The organism is Acinetobacter sp. YH12211, from assembly GCF_013418015.1.
GTDB lineage: Bacteria > Pseudomonadota > Gammaproteobacteria > Pseudomonadales > Moraxellaceae > Acinetobacter > Acinetobacter towneri.
On record NZ_VPCW01000006.1, the window covers coordinates 96,928 to 116,916 of the forward strand.

A 19,989-nucleotide genomic window follows, 5' to 3' on the forward strand; every position below is an offset into this window, starting at 1 on the left:
GAATAAAAGAAGTAGTAAAAGGTTAGTCAATGAATCTACATGAGTATCAAGCAAAAGCGCTATTAAAAAAATATGGTATGCCAGTACAAGAAGGCATTTTGGCAACTACAGCCGTAGAAGCCGTGCAAGCTTTCGAGCAACTGGGCGGTAAATTTGCGGTGATGAAAGCTCAGGTGCATGCAGGTGGTCGCGGTAAAGCGGGCGGCGTGAAGGTCGTAAAATCTGCACAAGAAGCAGCAGACTATGCCAACCAAATTCTTGGAACACGTTTGGTAACCTATCAAACCGACGCTTATGGTCAGCCTGTAAATAGTATTTTAGTGGCTGAAGATGTTTATCCTGTAGAGCGTGAACTGTATTTGGGTGCAGTGGTAGATCGTTCTAGCCGTCGCGTCACTTTTATGGCATCTACCGAAGGTGGTGTTGAAATTGAGAAAGTGGCTGAAGAAACCCCAGAAAAAATTATTAAAGTAGAAGTTGATCCTTTGGTGGGTTTATTGCCATTTCAGGCACGTGAAGTGGCTTTTGCATTAAAACTCAAAGACAGTCAAATCACGCAGTTTGTGAAGATTATGACATCGGCTTATCAGGCATTTATCGACAATGATTTTGCCTTATTTGAAATTAACCCATTGTCTGTACGTGAAAATGGCGAAATTTTATGTGTGGATGCCAAAGTTGGTATTGATTCCAATGCGTTGTATCGTTTGCCTGAAGTCTTAGCACTGCGCGATAAAACACAAGAAAATGAACGTGAATTGCGTGCATCAGAATTTGACCTGAACTATGTTGCCTTAGAAGGCAATATCGGTTGTATGGTGAATGGTGCAGGTTTAGCAATGGCAACTATGGATATTATTAAACTCTATGGCGGTCAGCCTGCGAACTTCTTGGATGTAGGTGGTGGTGCAACCAAAGAACGCGTAATTGAAGCCTTTAAAATTATTTTGGCAGATCACTCGGTTAAAGGCGTATTGATTAATATTTTTGGTGGAATTGTACGTTGTGACATGATTGCAGAAGCAATTATTGCAGCGGTTCAGGAAGTAAATGTGACAGTACCTGTAGTGGTTCGCCTAGAAGGGAACAACTCGGAACTTGGTGCAAAATTACTGGATGAATCAGGATTAAAACTTATTTCTGCTAATGGCTTATCTGATGCCGCAGAAAAAATTGTTGCTGCAGTGAAAGCTTAAGGAGAATCAGGATGAGCGTATTAATTAATAAAGACACCAAAGTATTGGTACAAGGTTTCACTGGTAAAAATGGTACTTTTCACTCAGCACAAGCACTTGATTATGGAACCAAAGTGGTGGGCGGTGTAACGCCAGGAAAAGGTGGTCAAACTCACTTGGAATTACCCGTATTTAACACCATGAAAGAAGCCGTACGTGAAACAGGCGCAGATGCATCGGTGATTTATGTACCTGCACCGTTTGTTTTAGATTCGATTGTAGAAGCAGTCGATTCAGGCGTGGATTTGATTGTGGTGATTACGGAAGGTGTGCCAACCATCGACATGCTCAAAGCCAAACGTTATTTAGAAACCAATGGCAATGGTACACGTTTGGTGGGACCAAACTGCCCAGGTGTGATTACACCAGGTGAATGTAAAATTGGCATCATGCCAGGGCATATTCATCAACCAGGACGAATTGGCATTATTTCACGTTCAGGTACTTTGACCTATGAAGCTGTGGCACAAACCACCAAATTAGGCTTAGGGCAATCGACCTGTATCGGGATTGGTGGTGACCCAATTCCAGGTATGAACCAAATTGATGCTTTAAAATTGTTCCAAGACGACCCAGACACCGATGCGATTGTTATGATTGGTGAAATTGGTGGTACGGCAGAAGAAGAAGCTGCGGAATATATCCAGTCGAATGTTAGCAAACCTGTGGTGGGTTATATTGCAGGAGTGACAGCACCTAAAGGTAAGCGTATGGGACATGCGGGTGCAATTATTTCAGGCGGTAAAGGCACTGCGGAAGAAAAATTTGCAGCCTTTGAGCGTGCTGGAATTGCTTATACGCGTAGCCCTGCTGAATTGGGTTCTACCATGTGGCAAGTATTAAAAGATCAAGGTTTGCTTAAATAACAAATTTTGAAGATCTTGATTTTATTCAGTACTCAATCCCCAATTTTGGGGATTTTTTATGTTGAAAAATTAGCCACATTTGAGAGATAAAGTATATGATAAGAGTTAATTTGGTATTGCTTTGTTGCATAAATATGTAAGCATCTGATTTAAATAAATTTAATTTTGTATCAAAAAATAATCAAAACTTTTAAATCATATAGTTATGAAATCTTTGTGCGACAAAGCCGTTCAAGTAATTTTTTGCATCTCGGGAAATTATTTTTATTGTTGTACAAGCTGTATAAACAGCTGATTCAAATGAAAAAAATACGCAATGATTGGGGTGATCATTGCGTATGAAAAACGAATCTGCTTTCACAGCTTCGATAACGGAGAAATGTTATGAAATTAGGATGGCTCCTAAAGCATGTAAGTATACTAAACTGAGAATGAATACTATTCCGCAGTATTCAGGTTACGTGATGTTAAATCACGTAAGTAATAAGTGTTTTTTGTGAGTCGAGTCAGCTTGTGTTGATTTTTCACTCAAATAAAAAGTCTCTTATTCATGTGAATAAGAGACTTTAAAATATTTGTATCTACAAAATGCTTAGAAGCGGAATACACCCAAGCCAGCTTTCACTTCATCTAAAGTTTGCTGGGTAATATCACGGCATTTGTCGGTGCCTGTTTTCAAAATATCCATAATGTAGTCAGGATCTTTAGCAAGTTCGATACGACGTTCACGGATCGGCCCAATCAATTCTTTTAGAATGCCTTCCAAACGCTTTTTCACCGTACCATCGCCCAAACCACCACGACGATAATGCGCTTTCAGTTCTTCAAGTTCTTCTTTGTTGGTATCGAAGGCATCTAAATAAGTAAATACTACGTTGCCTTCAACCTGACCTGGGTCTTCGATACGCAGGTGATTTGGGTCGGTGTACATTGCATTGACAGCTTTTTTAATGTCTTTGTCTGTGGCATCTAACACAATGGTATTGCCCAGTGATTTTGACATTTTCGCTTTACCATCAAAACCAGGTAAACGTCCGACATTTGACAACAATGCCTGACATTCAGGTAGCAAGTCATGACCAATTTGACGATTCACCCGACGCACAATTTCATTGGTCTGTTCAATCATTGGAATTTGGTCTTCACCTACAGGAACGACCGTTGCTTTAAATGCAGTAATATCGGCTGCTTGAGCTACAGGGTAGCACAGGAAACCTGCAGGAATATCACGCTCAAAACCACGCATCTGAATTTCAGATTTAATGGTTGGGTTACGCTCCAAACGTGCCACAGTCACGAAGTTTAAATACAACATGGTGAGTTCGTTTAATGCAGGCAGGCAAGATTGCACGCAAATGGTGGTTTTTGTTGGATCAATCCCCACCGCTAAATAATCGGTTGCTACCTCAATAATATTACGACGGACTTTTTCAAAGTTATCGGCGTTATCGGTCAGAGCTTGAGCATCGGCAAGTAACAGATGTTGATGATGTGAGTCTTGTAAACCTACACGTGAACGTAAAGAACCCACAAAGTGACCTAAATGTAGTTGTCCAGTTGGACGATCGCCTGTCAAAATCACAGGACGATTATCTTGATTACTCATTTTTTATTCCAAGTCGTATCTACGACATCTATGTACCGATGAATTGCTACATTGTAAGGCATAACATTTTTCAATGTCACTTCCTTAAGTGAGTTGAATAGAATTTACTGTAAAAAATTTTGCTGTAAAAATTAATGAAGTAAATACAGACCCTATATAAATTCAGTTTTAAAATAACTTGAAAATCATATAAGGATAACAACGCAATGGCGAGCAGCTTATTACTTTTATTAGATGACATTGCAACAGTTTTAGATGATGTGGCAGTTATGAGCAAAATGGCTGCAAAAAAAACCGCAGGGGTTTTGGGCGATGATTTGGCGTTGAATGCGCAGCAAGTCAGTGGTGTACGTGCAGAGCGTGAGTTGCCTGTGGTATGGCGTGTGGCTAAAGGTTCATTCATCAATAAGCTAATTTTAGTACCGCTCGCGTTATTAATTAGTGTCGTTGCGCCGTGGTTAATCAATCCTTTATTGGTGGTTGGTGGTCTATTTTTAAGTTATGAAGGTGTGGAAAAAATCATGCACACCTTACAACACAAAAAAGCCCAAACGGCTAAAGAAGCGCAACTTGAGCTAATTCAAACTGAGCAAGACCTTGCGGCTTATGAAACCGAAAAAATTAAAGGTGCTGTGCGTACTGACTTTATTTTATCGGCGGAAATTGTGGTGATTTCTTTGGGGACTGTAGCTGCGGCAGGCTTTCTAACCAAAGTGACAGTATTAAGTTTAATTGCGATTGCCATGACGGTGGGTGTCTATGGGTTCGTTGCGTTAATTGTCAAAATTGATGACATTGGTTTATACCTCACAGAACAAGCTGCCAATTTTAAACAACGTATTGGGAGTGGTTTACTGGCATTTGCTCCAATTTTAATGAAGACTTTATCTGTGGTGGGTACTGCAGCGATGTTCTTGGTTGGTGGAGGAATTATCAATCATGCTATTCCTTTTGTGCACCATTTCACAGAAGATACGGTAGAGTATGTACAAGACATCCCAACGATGGGCAGTATTGTAGGTTCAGTCACGCCAATGTTGATGAACCTTGTCGTGGGTATTTTGGCAGGCATCTTGGTGGTGATTGTGGTCGCACTTGTTCAAAAAGTGTGGTCAAAGTCTAAATCGGCTTAATCTATTATCAGAGTTTAAGAGAAGGATAAGAATAATGCGTTGGAAAGGTCGTCGAGTTAGCACGAATGTAGAAGACCGCCGTGGTGGCGGTGGAGCAAAAGCGGGCGGTATCAGTATTTTGGGCTTAGTGGTGGCCTTTGTTGCATGGAAGTTCTTTGGCATCGATCCGCAATCGGCTTATCAAGCGACCAAGCAAGTCACCTCACATGCGCAAAGTGCTGAAACTAAAGGTTTAGATAATCCAACTCCTGAACAACAAGAGGCGATGGAGTTTGTGGGCACTGTTTTGGCCGATACAGAAGATACGTGGTCACAAGTGTTTCAGCAGCAGTTAAATAGCCAATATATACCACCTAAACTGGTGTTATTTACAGGTGTGGTCAATTCTGGCTGTGGTACGGCACAATCGGCAATGGGGCCATTTTATTGTCCTGCCGATCAAAAAGTATATATTGATACTTCATTCTTCCAAGCCATGCGTCAGCAAATGGGCATTGGTGGTGAACAAAATCAGACTGAATTAAGCCGAAATGATCAGGCGGGCGATTTTGCTCAAGCCTACGTGGTGGCACATGAAGTTGGGCATCATATTCAGACCGTTTTAGGAATTTCAGAGCAAGTTCATAAAGCACGTCAGCAAGTCAGTGAAGTACAGGGCAACCAGCTTTCGGTGCGTCAGGAATTGCAAGCGGACTGTTTATCGGGAGTGTGGGCGCATCATAACCATCAACGTACTCAATTCCTCGAACAAGGTGATATTGAAGAAGCAATGGATGCGGCACATAAAATTGGCGATGACTATTTACAAAAACGTGCACGTGGGCAAGTCGTGCCTGATAGCTTTACGCATGGTACCAGTGCACAGCGCGTACAATGGTTCCAGACTGGCTTAAAATCAGGCTTGATCAGTGATTGTGATACATTCAATGCCGCAATTTAACTGACTTAAAAATCAAGTTTTATAAACAAAAGGAGTGCTGCCAGTCGCTCCTTTTTTATAGGCTAAATGAATGCGAGTGGATAGATGCAAACAACGTTAAGCCGTAAACCGAGTGATGAATTAGCACACATGATTTTGAACGTGGTGTGTTTGATTCCAGCAGGTCAGGTTGCGACCTATGGGCAAGTGGCACGCCTAGCGGGTCTGCCCAAACATGCACGTTTGGTCGGTTATGTCCTCAGGCATTTATCGGCAGAACATACTGTGCCGTGGCATCGGGTGATTAATGCGCAAGGAAAAATTAGCCTAAGCAAACTAAACGCCCAAGGAGAAAATATACAAACTTTAAAATTACAGGAAGAAGGGATTGTGGTAATTGCAGAGAAGGTGAATTTAAAACAATACCAATGGCAGAATTAAACTGAGCTGCTAAATCGAGCGTTTAATATTGAGATATGGTGATACTGAGAAAATTTGCTGAATAGAGTGCTGCAAATAAAAATTTTAGAACAAACAAAGAAATTTAAATGAGAGGGGAAGTTCCTCACTTCCGTAGAAATGAGGAACACGCAATCTTATTGACGTACAACCAATACAGGTGTTGTACCTTCACTTAGGATGCTTTGCGCAACGCTACCTAAGAATAATTTTTTCAAGCCAGTGCGGCCATGTGAACCAATCACGATAAGGTCAGCATTTAAGTCTTTTGCAGCATTGGTAATTTCGCGTGCAATTACTTGACCTTCAAGTAGTTTAGTTTCAGCTTCAACACCTTGTTCAGTGAATTTTTGCTTTGCTTCTTCTAAAGTTTTTACGATAGAAGCGCGAGCGCGTTCAATCAAGTCATTGGTTTGGTTTGCAGTGATGTATTCTGCAGCAATATACGGGTCAAGTGTAAGTACTTGTACCACAGTGATTTTACTACCAAATGCTTTTGCAAGTTCAGCAGCTTTTGCAACAGCGGCAAAAGAAGTTTCAGAACCGTCCACTGGTACGAGGATGTTTTGGTAAGCCATGAGTGTTTCTCCTTATTGTAATTTCAATACTTTAATAAAATATTCGCTCTGAGTCCTGTCTTATCTTACGCTGAATTCATATAGAATAAAACCCAGTAATTTCATAAAGATAATTGAGTGCTGTAAGTCCTTATTTCACCTTAATTTAGCATGAAATTATGAAGCTGTGCTTTCAATTCAACTAAAGTTTTAGTCATTTTTTGTTTGCGTGTTTGTCAAAAAATCGATCAGTTGATTGACATCATTACTCTGCAATTGTTCGCGGATTTTCAGTAAATATTTTTCATCAAAATCATACAGTTTTAGCGTCAAAAGTTGAGCAATCTCTGTTTCACTAAAGCGGTATTTAATTACTTTGGCAGGCACACCTGCCACAATAGCGTAAGGCGGTACATCTTGCGTAACCACTGCACCTGTCGCCACAATTGCACCTTCGCCTAGTTCAACACCTTGCATAATCATGGCGCGACTGCCAATCCAGCAGCCATCGCCAATTGTGGTATCACCTGCCGCAACAAAACTGCGAGTATCAAACGGAAAAGCCGAAACCCAGTCACTGCGATGCAATTGATTGCCACCCATCATAATCACGCATTCCGCACCAAAACAGACAAAATTGCCAATATGTAATTGATCAATTGGCTTGTCTGCTGTTGCAGGTTTGTCATGTAAATAACGCACCACACAACGTTCAAAACCCTGATCCCAATAGGCTGAATAATAAGAGTAATTGCCTTTGATGTGGATGTTGGGGTTTTTCACAGTTTTGGAGATGAACTCAAATTCGCACCAGTGTTTAACAGGGGAATTAATCAGCGTTTCGGACATGGTTTTTTCGTGTGGAGAGATGAGGGGATTATATCTGAAATTTTGAACCTCTCCCTAGCCCTTTCCTAGAAGGAGAGGGAATGTTCAAAATATTAGTTGACCACTACACTTTAGTGATTTGAAAGCTTAAAGTATCTATCTTAAAAAATTCCACAAATACATAAAAACATTTTTAACACTGTTTGGAAATAAGAATCCCCAAATAGCAAAAAAGAGTGATGATGCCAATACGATACTGACAGGACTGGTTTGTGTATTGATAAAGAGTCCCCAGACTGGAATTAAAATCAGTCCTAACACAGCCCCAGAAAGCGCATAAACAAATGCATGAATGATGCGATTTTCCATCTTATTTTCCTCTATTTTTATCGCAGTATAATCTATAAGCTCGGCTGTATGATTTATAGGCAATAAAAAAAACCCCTCAAAGAGGGGCATCGCGTGTAGTCATCTTTATTAAAACTTAAAGATATTCTACATTCACAATTTCATATTCCACTTCGCCTTGCGGAGTGACAATTTTGGCTTCATCGCCTTCATTTTTGCCCAACAAACCGCGTGCAATAGGCGAATTCACTGAAATTTTATTGATTTTAAAATCAGCTTCATCATCACCTACAATTTTGTAGGTTTTTTGCTCTTCGGTGTCTAGGTTTTCAATGGTCACAGTCACACCAAAAACCACACGTCCGTTTTGTTCCAATTCTTTAACATCAATTACTTGGCAAGCGCCTAATTTACCTTCGATGTCTTGGATACGACCTTCGCAGAAACCTTGCTGTTCACGTGCGGCATGGTATTCAGCATTTTCTTTTAAATCGCCATGTTCACGCGCTTCTGCAATCGCTGCAGTAATACGTGGACGTTCAACCGATTTAAGTTGTTGTAATTCTTGCTCTAAAGCGTGTTTACCTTCAGGCGTCATAGGATAACGTTGCATGTTGTCCCTCTTTAAAAATATTGAAGTCTATAAATGAAAAAAGCCCGCCACCCGAAAGGTGACGGGACTTTATTGAAATGTATTAACCTACAGTAAGATCTTGCAGGCGATATACATCCATTGGTAATTTAATCGCTAAGGCTTGGCATACAGCATCTGCGCCATTCAAGGTCGTGGTGTAATACACTTTACCTTGCAATGCAGAACGACGGATTGAGAATGAATCCTGCTGAGCTTGTTTGCCTTCAGAAGTATTGATGATGAGGTGAATCTCACCATTTTTCAAGCGGTCTACAATGTGTGGGCGACCTTCAGTCACTTTATTCACACGTTCACACTCAATACCTGCATCGGTGATGACTTTATGCGTACCACCCGTTGCAACAAGTTTGAAGCCAAAATCAGCCAATTGTTTTGCAATACGCGCCACATGCGGTTTATCTGACTCACGTACAGATAAGAATGCATGTTTTACTTCGCCTTCAGTTGGGATTCCTGGTAAGCGATCATTCGAGCCTAACACAGCTTTATAGAATGCTTCACCAAAAGTTTTGCCCACACCCATCACTTCACCTGTAGATTTCATCTCAGGCCCAAGCACAGGGTCTACACCAGGGAACTTGTTGAATGGGAACACAGCTTCTTTCACAGAGAAGTGTTGCGGAATAATTTCTTTAGTAAAGCCTTGTGCTTCTAAAGATTGACCTGCCATACAACGTGCTGCAACTTTAGCCAATGATTCGCCAATACACTTAGAAACGAACGGAACAGTACGTGATGCACGTGGGTTCACTTCCAAGATATAAACGTCATTGCCTTTCACTGCAAACTGTACGTTCATTAGACCAATAACGCCCAACTCTTTTGCCATTGCAACAGTTTGACGACGCATTTCGTCCTGTACTTCATCTGACAATGAATAAGGTGGAATTGAACATGCTGAGTCGCCAGAGTGAATACCTGCTTGTTCGATGTGCTGCATAATACCGCCAATCACCACATCTTTACCGTCAGATACGCAGTCTACGTCAACTTCAATCGCATCATCCAAGAAACGGTCTAACAGTACAGGTGCATCGTTAGATGCTTGAACTGCATCACGCAAGTAGCGTTTCAATTCTTCTTCGTTATACACGATTTCCATTGCACGACCACCCAATACATAAGATGGACGAACAACGAGCGGGTAACCCACTTTCGCTGCTTCTGCGATACCTTCTTCGGCAGATTTTACAATGCTGTTGTTAGGCTGACGCAATTGCAGACGTTGAATCATTTGCTGGAAACGCTCACGGTCTTCTGCACGGTCAATTGCATCTGGTGATGTACCAATAATTGGCGCACCTGCCTCTTCTAAAGCGCGTGCCAATTTCAATGGAGTTTGACCACCGTACTGTACGATAATGCCTTTTGGCTTTTCAGTACGTACGATTTCAAGTACATCTTCCAAAGTAATTGGTTCAAAGTACAAACGGTCTGAAGTGTCGTAATCGGTAGATACTGTTTCAGGGTTACAGTTCACCATGATGGTCTCAAAACCATCTTCACGCATTGCAAGCGCAGCGTGTACACAGCAGTAATCGAATTCGATACCTTGACCAATACGGTTTGGACCACCGCCAATCACCATGATCTTGTCTTTCGCTGAAGGATTTGATTCACACTCTTCATCGTAAGTTGAATACATATATGCTGTGTCAGATTCAAACTCTGCAGCACAGGTATCCACACGTTTGTAAACTGGGGTTACGCCCAAGTTCCAACGGTGTTTACGGAATTGCTTTTGTGAAATTCCCATCAAGTTCGCAATACGCAAGTCAGATAAACCTTTACGTTTGAACGAACGGATGTTGTCAGCGTTTAGATCGCCAAAACCTAAAGTTTTGATTTCATTTTCAGTGTTAACGATGTCTTGAATTTGAATTAAAAACCAACGGTCAATTTTGGTCGCTTCAAAAACTTCGTCCAAGCTAAAGCCGTGACGGAATGCGTCTGCCACGTACCAAATACGCTCAGGACCTGGAACTTTCAATTCAACTAAAATCTTGTCGCGTGCGCCTTCAGCACCCACTTCAATTTGTTCGTCAAAACCACAAGCGCCAGTTTCTAAACCACGAAGGGCTTTGTTTACAGATTCTTGGAAATTACGGCCAATTGCCATGACTTCACCTACAGATTTCATCTGCGTGGTTAAAGTCGCGTCTGCTTGAGGGAACTTTTCAAAGTTGAAACGTGGAACTTTAGTGACAACGTAGTCAATTGATGGTTCAAATGCCGCAGGAGTGGTACCGCCTGTGATGTCATTTTTCAGTTCATCAAGGGTATAACCCACAGCCAATTTCGCTGCAACTTTTGCAATTGGGAAACCAGTGGCTTTAGATGCAAGTGCAGATGAACGAGATACACGTGGGTTCATCTCAATCACAACCATACGACCAGTATTCGGGCAAATACCGAACTGAACGTTAGAACCACCTGTTTCTACACCAATTTCACGAAGTACCGCTAAAGATGCATTACGCATCAATTGGTATTCTTTGTCCGTCAAAGTTTGCGCAGGAGCAACGGTGATTGAGTCACCAGTGTGCACGCCCATTGGGTCAAAGTTTTCGATTGAACATACGATGATACAGTTGTCGTTTTTATCACGTACAACTTCCATCTCATATTCTTTCCAACCAATAAGTGATTCATCAATCAATAATTGTTTGGTTGGAGAAAGATCGAAACCGCGTTCACAGATTTCAAGGAATTCTTCTTTGTTATATGCGATACCGCCACCAGAACCACCCATGGTGAATGATGGACGAATAATCACAGGGAAGCCAAAGCGAGATTGAATCTCAAGTGCTTCTTCCATAGATTCAGCAATTGCTGCTTTTGGACACTCAAGACCAATTTTGCGCATTGCTTCATCAAACAATTTACGGTCTTCGGCTTTTTCAATCGCGTCTTTGGTTGCACCAATTAATTCAACATTGTATTTGGCTAAAATACCGTTGGCATCTAATGCAAGCGCACAGTTCAATGCAGTTTGACCACCCATGGTCGGAAGTACTGCATCTGGACGTTCTTTTTCAATGATTGCTGCAACAGTCTGCCAAGTGATTGGCTCGATATAAGTTGCATCTGCCATTGCAGGGTCAGTCATGATGGTCGCAGGGTTCGAGTTTACCAAAATAACGCGGTAACCTTCTTCACGCAGCGCTTTACATGCTTGAGCACCAGAATAGTCAAACTCACAAGCCTGACCAATAACAATAGGACCAGCACCAATAATTAAGATGCTTTTAATATCCGTACGTTTAGGCATTATTTCGCTCCTTAATTACTTCTTAGCGGCTTCAATAAGTTCGATGAAATGATCGAACAAGAGTGCGCAGTCATGTGGACCTGAACTTGCTTCTGGGTGACCTTGGAAGCTAAATGCAGGCTTGTCTGTACGATGAATACCTTGGTTTGTGCCATCGAACAATGAACGATGCGTTGAACATACATTGCTTGGTAAGGTGCTTTCATCTACCGCGAAGCCGTGGTTCTGAGAAGTAATCATCACTGTACCAGTTTCTAAGTTCTGTACAGGATGGTTTGCGCCGTGGTGACCGTGCGGCATTTTCATTGTTTTTGCACCTGATGCAAGTGCAAGAATTTGGTGACCTAAACAGATACCAAATACAGGAATATTCGTGGTTTCTACAATTGTTTTTACAGCTTCAATTGCGTAGTCACATGCAGCAGGATCGCCAGGGCCATTTGACAAGAAAATGCCATCTGGGTTTAACGCAAGGACTTTTTCAGCAGGGGTTTGTGCAGGAACAACGGTTAATTTGCAACCGCGGTCTGCGAGCATACGCAGGATGTTGGTTTTGACACCGTAATCGTATGCAACCACATGATATTTAAGTTCAGGTTGAGTAAAGCCTTTGCCAAGTTCCCATGAACCTTCAGTCCATTCAAAACCTTCAGGGTCGCAGCATACTTTTGCAAGATCCAAGCCGTTTAAGCCGCCAAATGCACGTGCTTTTGCAATTGCTTCTTCTTCAGTGATATTTTCACCAGCAAGAATACAACCGTTTTGCGCACCTTTGGAACGTAAAATACGGGTCAATTTACGGGTATCAATATCGGCAATTGCAACAACATTGTGTTGTTGTAAGTATTCGCCTAAAGATTGAGTAGAACGGAAGTTACTGTGTAATAAAGGCAAATCACGGATAATTAAACCGTTTGCCCATACTTTATGAATTCGACCTGACTCAACATCTTCATCATTGCAACCAGTGTTCCCAATATGTGGGTAAGTTAAAGTCACAAGTTGTTGTGCATAACTCGGGTCGGTCAAAATTTCTTGATAGCCAGTCATGGCAGTGTTAAAAACGACTTCACCAGTCGTGCTTCCCATTGCACCGATAGACGTACCTTTAAAGATTGTACCGTCGGCGAGGGCTAAAATGGCGGGGGTGCTCAAACCAAAGCTCCTGAACTAAAACCACAAAAATAGGGCTGTAAAAAAGCGAGTAGACGAAAAAAAAGGAAGGTCAATATTTAAACCTACCCTCCTATGTCTGCTCGCTTGAACTTAACATTGCATTATACGCATGAGCTCGCCAAAAGTCCATTGTGAATCTAACGAATATGTAAGATAAAAGACTTGCTTTTTTTGCTAGGTTTATGTTTTAGCGTGTAGTCCAAATGTAAGCAATCTACGATTGTTAGACAATCCAAAACCCATTTGAGTCTAAATTGCCTTATGCTTAATTTATAAACAACAACGACCTTGGGTAAAAGCGAATGACTGAACAAGATAAATCAGCCACTGAACCACAAAACAGTGCAATCAAAGCAGTAAGTGAAGGCGCTGAAAAGCTTGAAAAAGTAACGCATGATGCCAAAGAGCAGGTGCTTGATGTGGTTGCAGAAACGCAAGAAAAACTTCAAGCCGAAGCAAAACAACTCAATGCCAGCGTGCAAGAGCAATTGGGTCAGTTAAAGCAAGATGTGTTGCAAAAAATTGAAGCTTTAAAAGCACAATTTGGCAGTTCACCTAAAGATTTGGGTGAATTAAAAGACTTTGTAAAAACTGAATTTAGCGCAATTATTGAAGATCTTTCTAAACTTGGTAAAGAGTTGAAAGAAGATGTCAGCAGCATTTCAGTAAAACACAAAGATCAATTGGCTGAAACTTTTAAGCGTTCTAAAGAGCACACACTAGAAGCGTGGAAAAAAGTAAATCCATCAAAAACTGAAACTAATGATGAAACTGATCAAGCATAATCCAGTTTAATCTGTTGCTGATTCAGCCATAAAAAAAAGTGAGGTCATGCGCCTCACTTTTTTATTTAAATTTCTTGCTCAAACCAAAAACTAGTTGTTTCAATCTAAACTACTATTAATCACAGTTAGAACTGATGTAGCCAATCGCGCTTATTGTGAAAATCGGCGGCAGGGCTGCTGTGTTGCATGGCATAAAACTGCTCGCCCTGACTGGTTTTTAATACAGCTGTGAGCCCAATAAACAAATCTGTCCATTTCAGTTTATGTTTCAGTATAAATTCGGTTAAATCCAAACTGACATTTAAACCGTAATGCGTACGTTTTAGCTGATTCAACTCAATATCATAAGCGGCCACAGGTGGCATTTGCTCAGGATAACGATATTCTTCAAAGGCATAGGCTTGCCAAGCTTGAGAAGGGGAGAGATTGATTTCACGATAAAAATCTTCGCCCTGAACGCCAATGAAAATTTCAAAGCAGGTCTGTTTCCACAAAAAGTCCTGACGTGGATGTGAAGCTACCAATGCAGGCCATTCGACCCATTGATTCGGATCACGCAGCCAATAACCTACATTTAAGCTAAACGGACTTTGTTGTTCAATTGCACCGACCAAAGAAATCGCTTGAAACTGACGATCAAAGGCGCTGAGTTCGTAACTTGCCATATAAGCTTAGTTAGACAAATGAGCGTGACGAACTAAATTTGACAACTTGGCATTTTGTTTTGCTGCTTTTTTATAAAGTAAAGCAATTTTACCAATTGTTTGTACCACTTCAGAACCTGTTGCTGCAGCAATTTCAGTAATTACAGCTGCACGTACTTCACGGTCTTCACCACCAATTTTAACTTTAATCAATTCGTGATCGTTTAAAGCACGGTTGGTTTCTTCAATTACATTTTCAGTCAAACCTTGACCGCCAACCATCACTACAGGGTTAAGTGCATGACCAATTTGACGTAAACGCTTGCGTTCCTGAATAGAGAGAGCCGCCATAAAGATAACCTAATTTTAAAAACGGCTTAGTATAACAAAAGCCAATTTGAAACGCTGTAAATTCTATGCAAATAATCCGCGATCTTGCAGCAGTACAAAAATATCAAAATTGAACATTTGCTTAGGTTTATCCATTAGTGATGAGTGTGGTTTTTTATGCCACAGTACAGAAATAAGCGATGGATTTAATAGAAAAAACTTGTCAGTTATTGGCATTTAGATACAGATGTCTACTGCAAGCTTGCTAATTTTCACGTACAATCGCAATTTAGATGGCTATTCGTTACTAAGAGAGTTATGGCAACACGCATTACCAACCAAAAGTTATCCAAAAGTAGTCGTGCGTGGATGAGAGAGCACCTAGATGATCCCTTTGTGAAAAGAGCGCAAAAAGAAGGGTATCGTGCACGTGCTGCATACAAACTACTTGAGATTCAAGAAAAATATAAACTGATCAAACCTGGCATGACGGTGGTGGACTTGGGAGCAGCACCAGGCAGTTGGTCGCAAATCGCAGGGAAACTTGTCGGCGACAAAGGTTTGGTGATCGCTTCCGATATTTTGGAAATGGACGCATTACCAGATGTGACCTTTTTACAAGGTGACTTCCGCGAAGAAGAAGTGTTCGAAAAATTGTTAAATATTTTAAACGGACGCACGGTAGACGTTGTAATTTCCGATATGGCCCCCAATACATCAGGTAATAAAGCTGTAGATCAACCGCGTCAAATTTACTTATGCGAGTTGGCGCTCGATTTTGCCAACCGTGTATTGGGACCCAATGGCCAGTTTGTGGTCAAAGTGTTCCAAGGTTCGGGGTTTGACGAATTTCGTAAACAGGTCGTGGGCAGTTTTGATGTTCTAAAGACAGCAAAACCCGCTGCTTCACGGGCGCGTTCCAAAGAAGTATTCCTTATTGGACAAGGACGTAAAAAAGCGTCTAAATAAAGTTTACTTGCCAAGCCGTTAAAAATTGTGCATTTTGTACGTTTTTAATGAATTGTCTAGCTGATCTTCAGCTTTTTGAATGAAAGGTCACCCAGTAACGGGCATGATCAAATTAGATTGATATGGGAATAAAGCTTTGAGCGATCTCTTCAAGAATGCCGTATTGTGGCTGATTATACTTGGTGTGCTGATTCTAATTTTCAGCAACATCAATAACAGTGAAAAGCCAACTGCAATGAACTATTCAGAGTTCGTTACAGCGGTGAATGCTGGTCAAATTAAGCAAGTCACAATTGATGGCGAAAGAATTAGTGGCGAAAAAGTCAACGGCTCGTCCTTTGAAAGCATTCGTCCAGCAGTTCAAGATCCTGAACTGATGCCGAATCTGATTAAAAACAACGTTGTTGTTGAAGGTACTGCACCTCAACGTCAAGGTTTGTTAATGCAACTATTGATCGCAAGTTTCCCTGTACTTTTAATCATTTTGTTATTCATGTTCTTTATGCGCAACATGGGTGGCGGTGCAGGTGGTAAAAACGGCCCGATGAGCTTTGGTAAATCTAAAGCCAAAATGTTGTCTGAAGACCAAATTAAAGTCACATTTGCCGATGTAGCAGGTTGTGACGAAGCAAAACAAGAAGTGGTTGAAATTGTAGATTTCTTAAAAGACCCTGCTAAATTCAAGCGTTTAGGTGCAACTATTCCTAAAGGTGTGTTGATGGTAGGTCCACCGGGTACAGGTAAAACCTTATTGGCCAAAGCCATTGCAGGCGAAGCCAAAGTTCCATTCTTCAGCATTTCTGGTTCTGACTTCGTTGAAATGTTCGTGGGTGTAGGTGCTTCTCGTGTTCGTGATATGTTTGAGCAAGCTAAACGCCATGCACCATGTATCATCTTTATTGATGAGATTGATGCGGTAGGTCGTCACCGTGGTTCAGGTACAGGTGGTGGTCACGATGAACGTGAGCAAACACTTAACCAAATGCTTGTTGAAATGGATGGTTTTGAAGGCAATGAAGGCATTATTGTTATCGCTGCGACAAACCGTGCCGATGTACTGGATAAAGCTTTATTGCGTCCAGGTCGTTTTGACCGTCAAGTAATGGTTGGCTTGCCAGACATTAAAGGTCGTGAGCAAATTCTGAATGTTCACTTGAAAAAACTGCCTTCAGTTACAGGTGTAGATGTCAAAGTCTTGGCACGTGGTACACCAGGCTTCTCTGGTGCGCAATTGGCGAACCTTGTGAATGAAGCTGCATTGTTTGCTGCCCGTCGTAATAAAAATACGGTGGATATGCACGACTTTGAAGATGCTAAAGATAAGTTGTATATGGGCCCTGAACGTAAGTCGATGGTGCTGCGTGAAGAAGAACGTCGTGCAACGGCTTATCATGAAGCAGGTCATGCGATTGTTGCTGAAATGCTGCCGGGTACAGACCCTGTGCATAAAGTAACGATTATGCCGCGTGGCTGGGCATTGGGTGTGACATGGCAATTGCCTGAACATGACCAAACTAGCCATTATAAAGACAAAATGCTGAACGACTTGTCTATCTTGTTTGGTGGTCGTATTGCAGAAGAAGTCTTTATTAATCAAATGTCGACAGGTGCATCGAATGACTTTGAGCGTGCGACTAAATTAGCACGTGCGATGGTGACCAAATACGGTATGTCTGACAAGTTAGGCGTAATGGTCTATGAAGACGATACACAACAATCATTCATGGGTAGTTTAGGCAGCCGTACGATTTCTGAAGCCACCCAGCAACAAGTGGATGCTGAAGTTCGTCGTATTATTGATGAGCAATATAAAGTTGCCCGCGATATTTTGGAAAATAACCAAGACATTGCCCACGCAATGGTAAAAGCATTGTTGGAATGGGAAACCATTGATCGTGACCAAATCCGTGACATTATGGAAGGTCGTGAGCCACAGCCACCGAAGGTGTATATTGCAGACAATCCTGTGATTGATGTAACACCAACCGATGGTCCAAGCACACCGCCACCATTACCAGCGAGCTAATCAGCTCACATGATGTTAAAAAAGAGTCTTTGTATAAAGGCTCTTTTTTTTATTCGTGTGGTTTATGTGCAGTTGTGACCGGAATATTGAGGTCTGTTGACGCTCATCGAAAAGAATTCCACATCTTTAAAATTAGCCTTGTTAAAATAAGCTTTTCAAATTGAAAGGAAGACCAGCATGCAGCTAATGCCATTACCCAAACGTGTATTGCAATGTGGACGTTTGCGTTTAGATTTATCTCAGCCGCATGTGATGGGAATTCTAAATGTGACACCAGACTCGTTTAGTGATGGTGGGCGACATAATGAAAAAGATGCTGCTGTGGCGCGTGCTTTGGAAATGATAGCCGAAGGTGCAACCGTGATTGATATTGGCGGTGAGTCTACACGTCCGGGGGCAAGTCCTGTGAGTGTAGAAGAAGAAATTCGTCGTGTGGTTCCTGTGGCGGAAGCCTTATCTACTTATGATGTAGTGCTTTCGATTGATACGTCACAGCCTGAAGTGATTCGTGCTGCCGTAGCTGCGGGGGCGCATATCTGGAATGATGTACGTGCGCTGACCCGTCCAAATGCGTTGCAAACAGCTGCTGAGTTAAATATCCCCGTGATTATTATGCACATGCGTGGTGAACCGACCACCATGAACAATTTAGATCAATATGATGATGTCACTGCAGATGTGATTGCAGAATTGCAGCAACGTGTCGCTGATGCTTTGGCGGTAGGGGTCAAGCCTGAAAATATCATGATTGATCCAGGTTTTGGTTTTGCGAAAAATGCACAACAGAATCTGAAATTGTTAAATGAGTTGCATCAACTTAATGGTATGGGGTATCCAATTTTATCGGCATTGTCCCGTAAACGCTTTATTGGTGAAGCTTTGGGTGGGGCAGAGCCAACACAGCGTGCAGTTGGTTCTGTAGCGGCACATTTACTCAGTATTCAGCAAGGTGCTTGTATGGTGCGTGCGCATGATGTGAAAGCCATGTCTGACGCCATTAAAGTCTGGCAAGCAATGCAGTTGGCAAATTAATCGCAGTATGCAAATTGGGGCGAAGCTAGAATTAAAGCCTTGCTTATGCTATATAGGCACGCTTGAATCTCTGTATTTTTGAGTGCCTGTATGTTTGCAGATTTACTTCTCCCGATGTTTGATGATGAGTTTTATCCTGATATTTTAGTTGCTGAGTTAAAACAACTGATTCAACAGTTTGCAAAACACGTGTCTAAATCCAATTTATCTGAAACGGATATTTATCATTTTGCAGATCAGACCGTGCAAGCCATTAATAAAATGAAACCACAATTTGAAGATCTGGATTCAGATTTGGACGATACCGCAGCAGATTATATTGCTGAGGCGATGATGATGGTGCTGCAAGATCAAGGCTATTTCGAGATTGAAATGGAAGAGTTGATTGCAACGAGAGAGTGGTGATAGGTCACTCTCTTTCAGCTTTAATTTATGGGTGATTCAATAAATCATCTAAAACATCATCCAAATGGCAACTTTGCTGTGTATGTAGTTCTGCAATTTCCCGAACATTCAACGTATATAGCCCATTATGTTCATTCGGCTGTGCAATTAAATTGACCCAAAACTTTGTATTTTGTTGCAGCAAAGTTTTGAGTTGCTTTTCTTCTTCAGGATTTTGGAAATTTAATAAATATAAATTGTTGCCTAAGCTGCAACGACGTAATTGTAATTCTTGATTTTTATATTGCAATGTTCCTGCAAAAACATCATAAAATTCTGCATCAGTTTCAATTGGGTTTACGGATTCGGTTGCTGACTCAAGGCTGGGATTTTGTGCATGGCTTGCAAAACTGAGCAAGCAGCATAAACAGATCACCCATTTGAAAGAGAAGATAAAGCGTTGTAGAGACATTTCAAATCATCGGCACATAAGTGTTATCGTTTTCAATATTATATTTTTTAGGCATAAAAAAACCAGCTTAATGCTGGAGTTCTTTATTTGCACCATTTGAATGATTTGATTCATTAAAATGGTGCCCGAGGCCAGACTCGAACTGGCACGCTTTGAGGGCGGGGGATTTTAAATCCCCTGTGTCTACCGATTTCACCACTCGGGCATGTGCGCAATAATAGAGGACGAAATAAATCTTGGCAAGTAAATTTATTTACAATTGCTTTCTTTTCAATCAATTCAACTTATTAGCTT

General features: G+C 41.4%; 20 protein-coding genes and 1 tRNA gene. 10 read left to right on the forward strand and 11 right to left on the reverse strand.

All coding sequences use genetic code 11. The annotated features are described in order from the left end of the window. Positions 1-29 precede the first annotated feature (29 nt). A complete protein-coding gene (sucC, locus tag FTU98_RS05095) occupies positions 30-1,196 on the forward strand; it encodes an ADP-forming succinate--CoA ligase subunit beta (protein WP_180050621.1) in 1,167 nt (388 codons plus the stop codon). Positions 1,197-1,207: 11 nt separating this feature from the next. After that, positions 1,208-2,101, forward strand: a complete 894-nt coding sequence (gene sucD / locus FTU98_RS05100; RefSeq protein WP_180050624.1) for a succinate--CoA ligase subunit alpha — start codon at positions 1,208-1,210, stop codon at positions 2,099-2,101. 592 nt (positions 2,102-2,693) lie between these two features. Here the strand turns inward: sucD and trpS are convergent. After that, positions 2,694-3,707 carry a tryptophan--tRNA ligase gene (gene trpS / locus FTU98_RS05105; protein ID WP_004972183.1) on the reverse strand — a complete coding sequence of 338 codons (1,014 nt, stop codon included), beginning with the start codon at positions 3,705-3,707 and terminating at the stop codon, positions 2,694-2,696. 206 nt (positions 3,708-3,913) lie between these two features. Here trpS and FTU98_RS05110 point away from each other — a divergent pair, with 206 nt between their 5' ends. The 3 genes from FTU98_RS05110 (at position 3,914) to FTU98_RS05120 (ending at position 6,200) form a co-directional block, all read left to right on the forward strand. Beyond that, positions 3,914-4,840 (forward strand): DUF808 domain-containing protein, encoded by a 927-nt coding sequence (locus FTU98_RS05110; RefSeq protein ID WP_004972181.1) that lies wholly within the window; start codon positions 3,914-3,916, stop codon positions 4,838-4,840. Between the two features lie 34 nt (positions 4,841-4,874). Continuing rightward, positions 4,875-5,780 carry a neutral zinc metallopeptidase gene (locus FTU98_RS05115; protein ID WP_180050627.1) on the forward strand — a complete coding sequence of 302 codons (906 nt, stop codon included), beginning with the start codon at positions 4,875-4,877 and terminating at the stop codon, positions 5,778-5,780. 84 nt (positions 5,781-5,864) lie between these two features. After that, complete coding sequence (locus FTU98_RS05120) at positions 5,865-6,200, forward strand: MGMT family protein (RefSeq protein WP_004972177.1); 336 nt, start codon at positions 5,865-5,867, stop codon at positions 6,198-6,200. A gap of 155 nt (positions 6,201-6,355) precedes the next feature. On the opposite strand, the gene FTU98_RS05125 is transcribed toward FTU98_RS05120, so the two are convergent. The 6 genes from FTU98_RS05125 to carA all read right to left on the reverse strand — a co-directional run bounded on the left by FTU98_RS05125 (position 6,356) and on the right by carA (position 13,032). Further along, a complete protein-coding gene (locus FTU98_RS05125; RefSeq protein ID WP_004972175.1) occupies positions 6,356-6,796 on the reverse strand; it encodes a universal stress protein in 441 nt (146 codons plus the stop codon). Positions 6,797-6,985: 189 nt separating this feature from the next. Next, a complete protein-coding gene (locus FTU98_RS05130; RefSeq protein WP_180050630.1) occupies positions 6,986-7,624 on the reverse strand; it encodes a CatB-related O-acetyltransferase in 639 nt (212 codons plus the stop codon). 135 nt (positions 7,625-7,759) lie between these two features. Beyond that, complete coding sequence (locus tag FTU98_RS05135) at positions 7,760-7,972, reverse strand: hypothetical protein (RefSeq protein ID WP_004972171.1); 213 nt, start codon at positions 7,970-7,972, stop codon at positions 7,760-7,762. A gap of 115 nt (positions 7,973-8,087) precedes the next feature. After that, on the reverse strand, positions 8,088-8,564 hold the full coding sequence (gene greA / locus FTU98_RS05140; RefSeq protein ID WP_004972169.1) for a transcription elongation factor GreA: 477 nt from the start codon (positions 8,562-8,564) through the stop codon (positions 8,088-8,090). An 82-nt stretch (positions 8,565-8,646) separates the two neighbouring features. Then, positions 8,647-11,877 (reverse strand): carbamoyl-phosphate synthase large subunit, encoded by a 3,231-nt coding sequence (carB, locus tag FTU98_RS05145; RefSeq protein ID WP_004972166.1) that lies wholly within the window; start codon positions 11,875-11,877, stop codon positions 8,647-8,649. A 15-nt stretch (positions 11,878-11,892) separates the two neighbouring features. Beyond that, positions 11,893-13,032, reverse strand: a complete 1,140-nt coding sequence (gene carA, locus FTU98_RS05150) for a glutamine-hydrolyzing carbamoyl-phosphate synthase small subunit (RefSeq protein WP_180050634.1) — start codon at positions 13,030-13,032, stop codon at positions 11,893-11,895. Positions 13,033-13,355: 323 nt separating this feature from the next. On the opposite strand from carA, the gene FTU98_RS05155 reads away from it, so the two are divergent. Continuing rightward, the gene (locus FTU98_RS05155) at positions 13,356-13,838 is read left to right on the forward strand and encodes a hypothetical protein (RefSeq protein WP_004972162.1); all 483 of its coding nucleotides are present in this window, start codon (positions 13,356-13,358) and stop codon (positions 13,836-13,838) included. A 125-nt stretch (positions 13,839-13,963) separates the two neighbouring features. On the opposite strand, the gene FTU98_RS05160 is transcribed toward FTU98_RS05155, so the two are convergent. Together FTU98_RS05160 and yhbY are read right to left on the reverse strand one after the other, a co-directional pair. Then, positions 13,964-14,503 (reverse strand): DOMON-like domain-containing protein, encoded by a 540-nt coding sequence (locus FTU98_RS05160; RefSeq protein ID WP_154320967.1) that lies wholly within the window; start codon positions 14,501-14,503, stop codon positions 13,964-13,966. A 6-nt stretch (positions 14,504-14,509) separates the two neighbouring features. Continuing rightward, positions 14,510-14,833, reverse strand: coding sequence for a ribosome assembly RNA-binding protein YhbY (gene yhbY, locus FTU98_RS05165; protein ID WP_004972158.1), 324 nt, complete (start codon positions 14,831-14,833; stop codon positions 14,510-14,512). A 297-nt stretch (positions 14,834-15,130) separates the two neighbouring features. Here yhbY and rlmE point away from each other — a divergent pair, with 297 nt between their 5' ends. The 4 genes from rlmE (at position 15,131) to FTU98_RS05185 (ending at position 19,244) form a co-directional block, all read left to right on the forward strand. Next, entirely contained in the window at positions 15,131-15,781 is a 651-nt protein-coding gene (gene rlmE / locus FTU98_RS05170; protein ID WP_180050637.1) for a 23S rRNA (uridine(2552)-2'-O)-methyltransferase RlmE, read from the forward strand. Between the two features lie 136 nt (positions 15,782-15,917). After that, positions 15,918-17,807, forward strand: a complete 1,890-nt coding sequence (ftsH, locus tag FTU98_RS05175) for an ATP-dependent zinc metalloprotease FtsH (protein WP_004972155.1) — start codon at positions 15,918-15,920, stop codon at positions 17,805-17,807. 177 nt (positions 17,808-17,984) lie between these two features. Next, entirely contained in the window at positions 17,985-18,839 is an 855-nt protein-coding gene (gene folP / locus FTU98_RS05180; RefSeq protein WP_096900999.1) for a dihydropteroate synthase, read from the forward strand. 90 nt (positions 18,840-18,929) lie between these two features. Then, positions 18,930-19,244 carry a DUF5713 family protein gene (locus FTU98_RS05185; protein ID WP_131260668.1) on the forward strand — a complete coding sequence of 105 codons (315 nt, stop codon included), beginning with the start codon at positions 18,930-18,932 and terminating at the stop codon, positions 19,242-19,244. Between the two features lie 25 nt (positions 19,245-19,269). Here FTU98_RS05185 and FTU98_RS05190 read toward each other — a convergent pair whose 3' ends face one another. Together FTU98_RS05190 and FTU98_RS05195 are read right to left on the reverse strand one after the other, a co-directional pair. Next, positions 19,270-19,695 (reverse strand): hypothetical protein, encoded by a 426-nt coding sequence (locus FTU98_RS05190; protein WP_167845853.1) that lies wholly within the window; start codon positions 19,693-19,695, stop codon positions 19,270-19,272. A 119-nt stretch (positions 19,696-19,814) separates the two neighbouring features. Beyond that, positions 19,815-19,900: transfer RNA gene (locus tag FTU98_RS05195), tRNA-Leu, on the reverse strand. Between the last annotated feature and the right edge of the window lie 89 nt (positions 19,901-19,989).